Origin of the sequence: uncultured Amaricoccus sp., from assembly GCF_937858865.1 — a bacterium.
In the GTDB taxonomy this organism is placed as follows: domain Bacteria; phylum Pseudomonadota; class Alphaproteobacteria; order Rhodobacterales; family Rhodobacteraceae; genus Amaricoccus.
Genome location: NZ_CALLYO010000534.1, coordinates 1 through 11,729 on the forward strand (window position 1 = coordinate 1; position 11,729 = coordinate 11,729).

Sequence of the window (11,729 nt, forward strand, 5' to 3'; positions counted from 1 at the left end):
GGTTCGCCTCCGCCTCCGGATCGAGCCCCGCCGCCCGCCGCCGCGCCAGCTCCTCCGCCGTCGCCGGGGCGCGAAAGCCGTCGAGCCGCGTCACGCAGGCCGCCTCCAGCGCCGCGAGCTCCGGCGGCGCCGCCTCCGGCACCAGCGCCAGGAAGGCCCCGAGCGCCGCCACCCGCAGCCCGAGCTCGAAGCGGGCGCACTCCGCCGCCACCCCGGCCGCCGCCGCATCGAGCTCCGCCTCGCCCCGCCCCGCGGCCAGCCGGAACGGCGCCTTCAGTGTCGCATGGAAGCCGTAGCGCGCCGGCTCGGCCACCAGCGCCGCGCGCGGCACCGGCAGCCCCGGCAGCTCGAAAGATCCCTCTCCCAGCCAGTCCGACCCGAAGCGGGCCAGCGCGCTCCCCTCGGCGGGCGCGAAATAGATTGCATGCCGCCGCCAGCCGTCCATCTTGGTCCCCGAGCAGATGAGCAGGCCCATGCCATACGACCTCCGCCCGGCGCAACCGCGCACCCTCCTCCTCGCCAACGCCCGCATCGTCCTCGAGACGGAAACGATGACCGGCAGCCTCCTGGTCCGCGACGGCCGGATCGCCGCCATCGACAGCGGCCCCGCCGTGCCCGCCGGCGCCGAGGACTGCGAGGGCGACTTCCTCGCCCCCGGCCTCGTCGAGCTCCACACCGACAACCTCGAGCGCCACCTCGAGCCCCGCCCCGGCGTCCGCTGGCCGGAGGCGGCCGCCATCCTCGCCCACGACGCCGAGCTCGCCGGCACCGGCATCACCACCGTCTTCGACGCGCTGCGCATCGGCTCGCTCGTCGCCGGCGGCAAGGCCGGCTTCCGCCGCTACGCCCGCCCGCTCGCCAGCGAGATCCTCCGCCTGCACGCCTCCGGCACGCTGCGCATCCGCCACCGGCTGCACCTGCGCGCCGAGATCTGCTCCGAGACCCTCGCCGAGGAGATCGCCGAATTCTCCCCCGCCGACCGCGTCGGCATCGTCAGCCTGATGGACCACACCCCCGGCCAGCGCCAGTTCACCGACATCTCGCGCCTGCGCGCCTACGCCACCGGCCACCGCGGCATGACCGAGGCCGAGTTCCAGGCCCATGTCGCCAGCCTCCGCGCGCTCAGCGCCCGCAACGGCGCCCGCCACGAGGCCGCCGCCGTCGCCGGCGCCCGCCGCCTCGGCGCCACCCTCGCCAGCCACGACGACGCGACCGAGGCCCAGGTCGCCGCCTCCGCCGCCCACGGCGCCCGCATCGCCGAATTCCCCACCACCTTCGAGGCGGCCGCCGCCTGCCGCGCCCGCGGCATCGCCGTGATGATGGGCGCGCCCAACCTCATCCGCGGCGGCTCGCACGCCGGCAACGTCTCCGCCGCCGCCCTCGCCGAGGCCGGCCTCCTCGACATCCTCTCCTCCGACTACGCCCCGGCCAGCCTCCTCGCCGGCGCCGTCCGCCTCGGCACGCTCACGGGCGACATGGCCGCCGGCATCGCCCGCGTCACCGCCGCCCCCGCCCGCGCCGCCGGCCTCCCCGACCGCGGCCGCATCGCGCCCGGCCTCCGCGCCGACCTCCTCCGCTTCCGCCTCGCCCATGGCCATCCGGTGCCGCGCGGCGTCTGGGTCGGCGGCGCCCGCGTCGCCTGAGGCGGCCTTGCTCTCCTACCAGCACGCCTACCACGCCGGCGGCCCGGCCGACCTGCACAAGCACATCGTCCTGGCCGAGCTCCTCGCCCGCCTGACCGCCAAGCCGCGCGGCATCTCCTACGCCGAGACCCACGCCGGCCGCGCCCTCTACGACCTCGCCGCCCCCGAGGCGCTCAAGACCGGCGAGGCCGCCCAGGGCATCGCCCGCCTCGCCCCCGACCCCGCCACCCCCTTCGGCCGCGCCCTCGCCGCCACCCGCACCCAACACGGCCCCACCGCCTACCCCGGCTCCCCCCTCATCGCCCGCACGCTCCTCCGCCCGCAGGACCGCCTCACCCTGATGGAGCTCCACCCCGCCGAGCACGCCGCGCTCGCGAAAGCCCTCCCCGGCGCCGCCATCCACCGCCGCGACGGCTACGAGGGCCTCCTCGCGCTGGCCCCGCTCGCCCCGCGCCGCGGCCTCGTCCTCGTCGACCCCTCCTACGAGATGAAGGGCGAATACGCCGCCGCCGCCGGCTTCGCCCGCCGCCTGCTCGCCAAATGGCCCGAAGCGGCGATCCTCCTCTGGTACCCCCTCCTCCCCGAGGCCCGCCACCGCGCCCTCCTCGCCGCCCTCGCCCCCCTCGCCCTTTTCGTCGACGAGGTCGCCTTCGCCCCCCGCCCGTCCCGCGGCATGACCGGCTCCGGCCTCGCCCTGCTCAACGCCCCCTGGGGCGCCGCGGCAGCCTTCGCCGCCGCCCACGCCCAGGCCGCCCCGGTCCTCGTCCCGAAGACACGTTAACGAAGATTGCCGTCCGGTTACCGGAAAGGAAATTTCCAAGCGATACCAGCGAGATGCTCCGGGTGGGCGCGCGCGCCCACCCGCGCCCTCAGCGCAGCAGCAGCCGGCTCTGGAAGGCCCACTGGTCGGCGCACATCCGCCGGAGGTCGAGCCCCGCCCGCCAGCCGAACAGCTCCGCCGCCAGCCGCGCGTCGGCCACCGACTCCGCCACGTCCCCCGCCCGCCGCGGCGCGATGGCATAGGGGATCGCCCGCCCCACCGCCGCCCCGAAGGCCGCCACCGCCTCGAGCACGCTGTGCCCCCGCCCGCGCCCGAGGTTGACCGCCAGATGCCGCCCCGCCCCCTCCCCGGCCAGCAGGAAGTCGAGCGCCGCCAGATGCCCGCGCGCCAGGTCGACCACGTGGATATAGTCGCGGATCGCCGTCCCGTCCGGCGTCGGATAATCGTCGCCGAAGACCGACAGCCGCTCGCGCACCCCCGCCGCCGTCTGCGCCACATAGGGAAAGAGGTTGTTCGGCACCCCGCGCGGATCCTCGCCGATCAGCCCCGAGACATGCGCCCCCACCGGATTGAAATAGCGCAGCGACACCGCCGCGAACTCCGGCCGCGCCGCCACCACCTCGCCGATCGTCTGCTCGACCACGAGCTTGGTCCGCCCGTAGGGATTGACCGCCCGCAGCGGCGCCCCCTCCGGGATCGGGTTCGCCTCCGGCAGGCCATAGACCGTCGCCGAGGAGGAGAAGACCAGCCGGCCCACCCGATGCGCCAGCATCGCCTCCATCAGCGCCACCGCCCCGCCCACGTTCACCCGCATGTAGCGCAGCGGCTCGGCGACCGACTCGGCCACCGCCTTCAGCCCGGCCATGTGCACGACCGCGTCGATCTCGTGGCGGGAAAAGACCATGTCGAGAACGCCCGCGTCGCGGACATCCCCCTCGACCAGCTCCGGCGCCCCGGGCCCGATCGCCGCGATCCGCTCCGGCACGTCGCGCGCGGCGTTGGAGAAATCGTCGAGAATCACCACCCGCCGCCCGGCCGCGAGCAGCTCCGCCACCACGTGCGAGCCGATGTACCCCGCCCCGCCGGTGACCAGAACGCTCCCGCCCTCAGCCACGCGCACCGCCCGCCCTCGACACGAGCCCCCGCGACCGACCGCCGAACCGGGGCCGCCCCCTCACATCTTCGGTCCGCAAATATCCTCGGGGGTGAACTGGCCGCAGGCCAGGAGGGGGCGGAAAGCCCCCTCGCGCCCGCGCCGCAACCGGCGCCGGCACCGCAGGCCCCGCCGCCCGAAAACGCCGGGGGGCAGCCGAAGCCGCCCCCCGCGATCCGCGCCGCACCTGCCGCCTACTGGCCGACCTGCGCGAAGGCAGCGTCGAACCGCTCCTGCGCCTTCTTCGGATTCTTCGCCGTCTTCGCCGCCTCGAGGTTCGAGGACGGATCGCCGACCGTGATCAGCATCACCATGCCCATCGCGAGATGCGGCGTGCACTTCACCCCGTAGACGCCCTCCTCGGTCAGCGTCACCTCGAGATCCTCGTTGAGCTTGCCCTTGAAGGGCTCGGCCCCGTCCGGGATCATCCCCTTGATGCTCTCGGCGTCGTGGCCCTTGTCGGTGGCGACGAAGTGGATGGTGTCGCCCGGCTGGGCCTTGACGAAGCCCGGCTCGAACACCATGACGCCGCTCTCGCCCTTGTTGAGCATCTGGACCTCGAAGGTTTCGGCCGAGACCGCACCCGCGGTCGCGCCCAGCAGGGCCGCCATCAGCAGGGTTCCGACTAATCTCATTTGCTTCTCCTCTGCGGGCTTCCCCCGCGGTTGCGTACCGGGATCTGCGTCCCACGCCGGCGATATAGGGTCGGTCGGGGCGCGCAGTTTGCGCAAGCGCAAGTTGGAAGGCAAGCGGTTGACGACTGCGCGACCCGACGGCCATTCTTTGCGAATTTGCAACGAGCCGACCACGCGGACGGGTCACAGAAGTTGCATTCCGGTCCGGCGGGAGGCGGAGACATGGCCAGACGGCAGAGGGCGGCAGCAGCGGCCCACGCGGCGACCGGCGTGGCGATCGGCGCGATGCTCGCCCTGCTGCTGCTCGTGCTCGGCGCGCTCCCCGGCGCGGCGAAGACGCTGCAGGAGCATCTCGCCGGCATCGCGCCCGCCGACCTCCTCCCCGGTGCCGCGAGCTTCGGCCAGCCCGAGGGCGACCCGCCGCTCGTGCCGCTCCTCGGCGCGGACGGCGCGCGCGTCGGCTGGGCCTACCTCAACACCGACTTCACCACCTCGATCGGCTATTCCGGCAAGCCCATCCACATCGTCGTCGGCATCGACCCGGCCGGAACGGTCCGCGGCCTGAAGCTCGTCGAGCACCACGAGCCGATCGTGCTCATCGGCATCCCCGAGGCCGAGGTGATGGCGGCGCTCAACCAGCTGATCGATCAGGACCTCGGCCCGGTCGCCGCCGGCGCGGCGAAGCCGCCGCAGGTCGAGATCGTCTCCGGCGCCACCGTCACCGTGCTCGTCATGGGCGACAGCGTGGTCCGCTCGGCGGTGAAGCTCATCCGCAGCGGGCGCCTCGCGGGCGTCGCGGCCACCGCCGCGGCGCCGGCGGCCGTGACCCGCGCGCTCGACCCGGCCGTCACCGCGATCCGCGACTGGTCGAGCCTCGTCGGCGACGGCTCGGTGCGCAGCCTGCGCCTCACCGTCGGCGAGGTCAGCCAGGCCTTCACCGACGCCGGACAGCCGGCCGCCGCCGGCCACCCCGAGACCCGCAACCCCGAGGACCGCTTCATCGACCTCTACGTCGCGCCCGTCTCGGTGCCCTCGATCGGCCGCAGCCTGCTCGGCGACACCGCCTACGAGCGCATGGCCGCGAAGCTCGCGCCCGGCCAGGCCGCGGTCCTCATCGCCGGCGACGGCGCCTATTCGTTCAAGGGCTCGGGCTACGTGCGCGGCGGCATCTTCGACCGCGTCGAGCTGCTGCAGGACGGCCAGGGCACCCGCTTCCGCGACCGCAACCACACCCGGCTCAACGCCATCGCCGCCGAGGGCGCGCCGCGGCTGAAGGAGATCGGCCTCTTCGTGGTGCCGGAGGACTTCGCCTTCGACGCGACCCAGCCCTTCGACCTGCAGCTGCTCGTCCAGCGCACCACCGAGGGGCGCGACAAGACGACGCTGCCCTTCGACCTCGGCTACACCCTGCCCGAATCCTACCTGCTGCCGGCCCCGCCGCCGCCCGCGCCCGCCGCCGCGACGCCCGCGCCCGAGACGGCGCCGCAGACGGCTCCCGCCGGCCTCTCCGACGAGGAGGAGGGCCCCCCGCTCTGGATCTCGATCTGGCAGATGAACCGGGGGCCGATCGCCGTCACCGTCACCGCCCTCCTCATCCTGACCGTCATCTTCTTCTTCCAGAACACGCTGGCCAGGCGGCCGAAGCTGCTCAAGGGCGTGCGCTACACCTACCTCGCCTTCACGCTGGTCTGGCTCGGCTGGATCGCCAACACCCAGCTCTCGGTCGTGAACGTCTTCACCTTCTTCAACGCGCTCGTCACCGGCTTCTCCTGGGACTTCTTCCTCTCGGCACCGCTCATCTTCATCCTCTGGGCCGCGGTCGCCGCCGGCCTGCTCTTCTGGGGCCGCGGCCCCTTCTGCGGCTGGCTCTGCCCGTTCGGCGCGCTGCAGGAGTTCGCCAGCCTCGCCGCCAAGAAGCTCCGCATCCCGCAGATCACCGTGCCCTGGGCGCTGCACGAGCGGCTCTGGCCGATCAAGTACATGATCTTCCTCGGCCTCTTCGGCCTCTCGCTCTACTCGCTCGCCTATGCCGAGATGCTGGCCGAGGTCGAGCCCTTCAAGACCGCGATCGTGCTCAAGTTCAACCGCGAGCTGGTCTTCATCGCGATCGCGCTGCTCTGGCTCCTGCCCGGCCTCTTCATCGAGCGCTTCTTCTGCCGCTACATCTGCCCGCTCGGCGCCGCGCTCGCCATCCCCGGCCGGCTGCGCATGTTCGAGTGGCTGAAGCGCTGGCCCGAGTGCGGCTCGCCCTGCCACCGCTGCGCCGTCGAATGCCCGGTCCAGGCGATCCACCCCGAAGGCAACATCAACGTCAACGAATGCATCTACTGCATGCACTGCCAGGAGCTCTACCACTCCGAGACCCGCTGCCCGCACATGATGATGGTCAAGGCGCGGCGCGACAAGATTGCCAAGTCCTCAGCCCCCAAACTCTGAAGGAGAGACAGTCATGGCTGAAGAAACAAGGTCCGGCCTCAACCGCCGACAGCTGCTCGGCACCTCCGCGGCGATCGCCGCCGGCGCTCCCGCCCTCGGGGGCCTCGGCCTGCTCGGCGCCAGCCCGGCCCGCGCCCAGGAGAGCCACGCCACCGTCGCCCCCGGCGAGCTCGACGAATACTACGTCTTCGTCTCCGGCGGCCATTCCGGCGAGATCCGCATCGTCGGCCTGCCCTCGATGCGCGAGCTCATCCGCATCCCGGTCTTCAACCGTGACAGCGCGACCGGCTGGGGCCAGACCAACGAGAGCCTGCGCGTGCTGACCGAGGGGCTCCTCCCCGAGACGCGCGAGTTCCTCTCGACCCGCGGCGGCACCTACATGAACGGCGACCTGCACCACCCGCACCCGTCGCAGACCGACGCCACCTACGACGGCCGCTACCTCTTCGCCAACGACAAGGCCAACACCCGCGTCTGCCGCATCCGCCTCGACGTCATGCGCTGCGACAAGATCATCCAGCTCCCGAACCAGCACACCGTGCACGGCCTCAGGGTGCAGAAGTACCCGAAGACCGGCTACGTCTTCGCCAACGGCGAGGACGGCGTGCCGCTGCCCAACGACGGCACGGTCCTCGACGAGCCGGACAAGTACTGGTCGATCTTCTCCGCCATCGACGGCGACACGATGGAGGTCGCCTGGCAGATCCGCGTCGACGGCAACCTCGACAACGTCGATGCCGACTACCAGGGCAAATACTGCTTCTCGACCTGCTACAACTCCGAGGGCGGCGTCACGCTCGCCGACATGATGGCGGCCGACGAGGACTGGGTCGTCATCTTCAACATCAAGCGCATCGAGGAAGCGGTCGCCGCCGGCAAGGCCGAGATCATCAACGGCGTCCCCGTGCTCGACGGCACGCACGGCTCGCCCTACACCCGCTACGTGCCGGTCGCGAACGGCCCGCACGGCATGAACACCGCGCCGGACGGCATCCACGTCGTCGCCAACGGCAAGCTCTCGCCCACCGTCACCGTCTTCGACGTGCGCAAGTTCGACGACCTCTTCGACGACAAGATCGAGCCGCGCGACACCGTCGTCGCCGAGCCCGAGCTCGGCCTCGGCCCGTTGCACACCGCCTTCGACGGCCGCGGCAACGCCTACACCACGCTCTTCATCGACAGCCAGGTCTGCAAGTGGAACATCGACGACGCCAGGCGCGCCTTCCAGGGCGAGCAGGTCGACCCGATCAAGCAGAAGCTCGACGTCCACTACCAGCCCGGCCACAACCACACCTCGATGGGCCAGACCAAGGAAGCCGACGGCAAGTGGCTGATCTCGCTAAACAAGTTCTCGAAGGACCGCTTCCTCAACGCCGGCCCGCTCAAGCCCGAGTGCGACCAGCTCATCGACATCTCCGGCGACGAGATGGTGATCGTCCACGACAATCCGACCTACGCCGAGCCGCATGACGCGACGATCGTGCATGCGTCCAAGATCAACCCGATCTCGATCTGGGACCGCGCCGACCCCTTCTTCGCCGAGACGGTGAAGATGGCCGAGGCCGACGGCATCGACCTCATGGTCGCGGGCGACGTCATCCGCGACGGCGACAAGGTGCGGGTCTACATGACCTCCGCCGCCCCCGCCTTCAGCCTCGAGAGCTTCACCGTGAAGCAGGGCGACGAGGTGACCGTCGTCGTCACCAACATCGACGAGGTCGAGGACCTGACGCACGGCTTCTCGATCGTCAACTACGGCATCAACATGGAGATCGCGCCGCAGGCCACCGCCTCGGTGACCTTCAAGGCCGACAAGCCCGGGGTCTACTGGTACTACTGCTCCTGGTTCTGCCATGCGATGCACATGGAGATGAAGGGCCGCATGCTGGTGGAGCCCGCCGGCGCATGACCCCGCTCGTCTCCCTGCTCGCGGCCCTCGCCGCCCTGCCCGGCCTCGCCGCCGCCGAGACGCGCCTGATCGCGCCCGGCGACGACCTCGCCGCCGCGGTGGCCTCGGCCGCGCCGGGGGACGAGCTCGTGCTCGCGGCCGGCGTCCACGCCGGCCCGGTGGCGCTCGACCGCGGGGTGACGCTCCGCGGCGAGCCCGGCGCTGTCCTCGACGGGGGGGGCGAGGGCAGCGTCGTCACCGTGACCGCCCCCGGCGTCACCATCCGCGACCTCACGATCCGCGCCTCCGGCCCGGACCGCGCCGCGATGGACGCCGGTATCGTCCTCGACAAGGGCGCCACCGGCGCCCTCGTCGAGCGCAACACCCTCCTCGACAACCTGCACGGCGTGCGCATCCAGGGCGCGCAGGACGCCACCGTCCGCGACAACGCCATCACCGGCCGCAGCGGGCGGCAGGCCGACGCCGGCAACGGCGTCATGATCTGGAACGCCCCCGGCGCGCTGGTCGAGAACAACGTCATCCGCCTCGGCCGCGACGGCATCTTCACGCGCGTCTCCAAGCGCGACACCTTCCGCGGCAACCGCTTCGAGAAGACCCGCTTCGCCATCCACTACATGTATACGAACGACAGCGTGATCGAGGACAACGTCTCGGTCGACAATACCGTCGGCTACGCGATCATGTTCTCCGACCGGCTGAAGATCGCCGGCAACGTCTCCGACGGCGACCGCGACCACGGCCTGCTGCTCAACTCCGCCAACAAGTCCGAGATCACCGGCAACCGCGTCACCGGCCGCGAGCTTCCCGCCGCCCGCTGGCTCACCATGTCGCAGGGTGCCGACGCCGACGACGGCATGCCCTCCGCCGAGTCCGCCGCCGGGTCCGCCGCCGAGCCGGCCGCCGCCGCCGCGCCGCATGCCGCCGGCGACCGGGTCGGCCCGGAGAAGTGCGTCTTCATCTACAACGCCAACCGGAACGTCTTCCGCGACAACCACTTCGAGAACTGCCGCATCGGCATCCACTTCACCGCCGGCGCCGAGGGCAACGCCGTCTCCGGCAACGCCTTCGTCGGCAACCAGACGCAGGTGAAGTACGTCGGCACCCGCAACCTCGACTGGTCCGAGGACGGCCGCGGCAACTACTGGTCCGACAACCCCGCCTTCGACCTCGACGGCGACGGCATCGCCGACGCCGCCTACCGCCCGAACGACATCATCGACCGGGTGATGTGGACCGCCCCCCAGGCGCGCCTCCTCATGACCAGCCCCGCCGTCCAGGTGATCCGCTGGGCGCAGTCCCGCTTCCCCGCCACGCTGCCCGGCGGCGTCGTCGACTCGGCGCCGCTGATGGCCCCGCCACCGGAACCGCACCCATGACCACGACCACCGTCGCCCTCCACGGCGTCACCAAGCGCTACGGCCCGATCGCCGCCGTGCGCGAGCTCGACCTCGCGCTCCACGCCGGCGAGGTCATCGCGCTCGTCGGCCACAACGGCGCCGGCAAGACCACGCAGATCAAGATGATGCTCGGCCTCGCCCGCCCGACCGAGGGCCGCGTCGAGCTCCTCGGCGGCGATCCGGCCGTGCACGGCCTCGCGCTGCGCCGCGAGGTCGGCTACCTGCCCGAGAGCGTCTCCTTCCACCTCGCCCTCACCGGGCGCGAGACCCTCGGCTTCTACGCCCGCCTCAAGGGCGTGCCCCTCTCCGAGCTCGACCAGGCCTTCGCCGCCGTCGGCCTCACCGGCGCCGAGGGCCGCGCCATCGGCACCTACTCCAAGGGCATGCGCCAGCGCCTCGGCCTCGCCCAGGCGCTGCTCGGCCGCCCGCGCGTCCTCATCCTCGACGAGCCGACCAGCGGCCTCGACCCGGCGCTCCGCCGCGAATTCTACGCCATCGTCGCCGCCCGCGCCGCCGAGGGGGCGACCGTCCTCCTCGCCTCCCACGCCCTGACCGAGCTCGAGGGCCGCGCCGACCGCGTCGTCATCGTGAACCGCGGCGCCAAGATCGCCGACGGCACGCTGGCCGACCTGCGCGCCATCGCCCGGCTTCCCGTCCAGATCCGCATCCGGCCCGCCGCCGGCTTCGCCGGCCCGATGTCGAGCTCCGGCTGGCAGCGCCTCCCCGACGGCAGCCTCGAGGCCGAGGTGGAGCCCGCCGGCAAGCTCCCGCTCCTCGCGCAGCTCCTCGCCGACCCCGGCGCCGTCACCGACCTCACCGTCACCGAGCCCACGCTCGACGACCTCTACGCCCACTTCCTCCAGCGGGAGGCCGCCTGATGTCCAGCCTCGCCGACACCGCCATCGTCCCCGCCCCGCGCAGGCCGACCATGCCCACCATCCTCATCCTCGCGGCCAAGGAGATCCGCGAGGGCTTCCGCAACCGCTGGGTCGTCGCCACCACGCTGCTCCTCGCCGCCCTCGCCCTCACCCTCGCGCTGCTCGGCAGCGCGCCCACCGGCACCGTCGGCGCCAGCCGCCTCGACGTGGTGACGGTCAGCCTCGCCAGCCTGACCATCTTCCTCGTCCCGCTCATCGCGCTCCTCCTCTCGCACGACGCCATCGCCGGCGAGGCCGAGCGCGGCACCCTCCTCCTCCTCCTCGCCTATCCGGTCGGCCGCACTGCCGTCATCCTCGGCAAGTTCCTCGGCCAGCTCGCCATCCTCGCCTTCGCCACCGTCCTCGGCTACGGCGCCGCGGCGCTCGCCGTCGGCTGGAACCTCGGCCTCGCCGCCTGGGGCGCCTTCGCCGCCATGGTCGGCGCCTCGATCCTGCTCGGCGGCGTCTTCCTCGCCCTCGGCCTGCTCGCCAGCACGCTCGTCCGCCAGCGCTCCACCGCCGGCGGCATCGCCATCGGCCTCTGGCTCCTCTTCGTCATCCTCTACGACATGGCCTTCCTCGGCCTCCTCGTCGCCACCGGCGGTCACAGCCTGCCGCCCGCCCTCGTCGACACCCTCCTCGCCCTCAACCCCACCGACGCCTACCGCCTGCTCACCCTCGGCATGGCCGGCACCGGCGGCCTCACCGGCATCGGCGCCCTCGCCGGGCACACCGCCCTCACGCCCCCCATCCTCGTCGCCGTCCTCCTCGCCTGGACCGCCGCCCCCCTCGCGCTCGCCGCGCTCGTCTTCTCCCGGAGGGAGCTCTGATGCCCGAGCACCCGCACCCGCACCCGCA

The 11,729-nt window shown here is 72.5% G+C and carries 10 protein-coding genes; 7 read left to right on the plus strand and 3 right to left on the minus strand.

Features of this window, described 5'->3' with window-relative positions; genetic code table 11:
* Positions 1-475, minus strand: a 475-nt coding sequence (locus Q0112_RS15595; RefSeq protein WP_297976884.1) for a DUF1045 domain-containing protein, incomplete at its 3' end; no start/stop codon positions are given.
* Here Q0112_RS15595 and Q0112_RS15600 point away from each other — a divergent pair.
* Together Q0112_RS15600 and rlmJ are read left to right on the plus strand one after the other, a co-directional pair.
* On the plus strand, positions 474-1,643 hold the full coding sequence (locus Q0112_RS15600) for an alpha-D-ribose 1-methylphosphonate 5-triphosphate diphosphatase (RefSeq protein ID WP_297976886.1): 1,170 nt from the start codon (positions 474-476) through the stop codon (positions 1,641-1,643). The genes Q0112_RS15595 and Q0112_RS15600 overlap by 2 nt on opposite strands.
* A 7-nt stretch (positions 1,644-1,650) precedes the next feature.
* Entirely contained in the window at positions 1,651-2,424 is a 774-nt protein-coding gene (gene rlmJ / locus Q0112_RS15605) for a 23S rRNA (adenine(2030)-N(6))-methyltransferase RlmJ (RefSeq protein ID WP_297976888.1), read from the plus strand.
* 88 nt (positions 2,425-2,512) lie between these two features.
* Here rlmJ and galE read toward each other — a convergent pair whose 3' ends face one another.
* Both galE and Q0112_RS15615 read right to left on the minus strand, forming a co-directional pair.
* Positions 2,513-3,538, minus strand: a complete 1,026-nt coding sequence (galE, locus tag Q0112_RS15610; protein ID WP_297976890.1) for a UDP-glucose 4-epimerase GalE — start codon at positions 3,536-3,538, stop codon at positions 2,513-2,515.
* Positions 3,539-3,771: 233 nt separating this feature from the next.
* Positions 3,772-4,188 (minus strand): pseudoazurin, encoded by a 417-nt coding sequence (locus Q0112_RS15615; protein ID WP_297976925.1) that lies wholly within the window; start codon positions 4,186-4,188, stop codon positions 3,772-3,774.
* 246 nt (positions 4,189-4,434) lie between these two features.
* Here Q0112_RS15615 and Q0112_RS15620 point away from each other — a divergent pair, with 246 nt between their 5' ends.
* From Q0112_RS15620 to Q0112_RS15640, 5 genes are read left to right on the plus strand one after another with little or no spacing between them, the layout of a single operon-like run.
* Complete coding sequence (locus Q0112_RS15620; protein WP_297976892.1) at positions 4,435-6,648, plus strand: NosR/NirI family protein; 2,214 nt, start codon at positions 4,435-4,437, stop codon at positions 6,646-6,648.
* Positions 6,649-6,661: 13 nt separating this feature from the next.
* Positions 6,662-8,557 (plus strand): TAT-dependent nitrous-oxide reductase, encoded by a 1,896-nt coding sequence (nosZ, locus tag Q0112_RS15625; protein ID WP_297976894.1) that lies wholly within the window; start codon positions 6,662-6,664, stop codon positions 8,555-8,557.
* Complete coding sequence (locus tag Q0112_RS15630; protein ID WP_297976896.1) at positions 8,554-9,933, plus strand: nitrous oxide reductase family maturation protein NosD; 1,380 nt, start codon at positions 8,554-8,556, stop codon at positions 9,931-9,933. The genes nosZ and Q0112_RS15630 overlap by 4 nt, the downstream gene beginning before the upstream one ends.
* Positions 9,930-10,832 (plus strand): ABC transporter ATP-binding protein, encoded by a 903-nt coding sequence (locus Q0112_RS15635; RefSeq protein ID WP_297976898.1) that lies wholly within the window; start codon positions 9,930-9,932, stop codon positions 10,830-10,832. Before Q0112_RS15630 ends, Q0112_RS15635 begins: the two co-directional genes overlap by 4 nt.
* Positions 10,832-11,701 (plus strand): ABC transporter permease subunit, encoded by an 870-nt coding sequence (locus Q0112_RS15640; protein WP_297976900.1) that lies wholly within the window; start codon positions 10,832-10,834, stop codon positions 11,699-11,701. Before Q0112_RS15635 ends, Q0112_RS15640 begins: the two co-directional genes overlap by 1 nt.
* Positions 11,702-11,729 lie beyond the last annotated feature (28 nt).

Coding starts and splice junctions, on each gene's coding strand:
- Q0112_RS15630 (WP_297976896.1), top strand. CDS start 8,554: ATGACCCCGCTCGTCTCCCTGCTCGCGGCCCTCGCCGCCCTGCCCGGC.
- Q0112_RS15635 (WP_297976898.1), top strand. CDS start 9,930: ATGACCACGACCACCGTCGCCCTCCACGGCGTCACCAAGCGCTACGGC.
- nosZ (WP_297976894.1), top strand. CDS start 6,662: ATGGCTGAAGAAACAAGGTCCGGCCTCAACCGCCGACAGCTGCTCGGC.
- Q0112_RS15600 (WP_297976886.1), top strand. CDS start 474: ATGCCATACGACCTCCGCCCGGCGCAACCGCGCACCCTCCTCCTCGCC.
- Q0112_RS15615 (WP_297976925.1), bottom strand. CDS start 4,188: ATGGCGGCCCTGCTGGGCGCGACCGCGGGTGCGGTCTCGGCCGAAACC.
- Q0112_RS15620 (WP_297976892.1), top strand. CDS start 4,435: ATGGCCAGACGGCAGAGGGCGGCAGCAGCGGCCCACGCGGCGACCGGC.
- Q0112_RS15640 (WP_297976900.1), top strand. CDS start 10,832: ATGTCCAGCCTCGCCGACACCGCCATCGTCCCCGCCCCGCGCAGGCCG.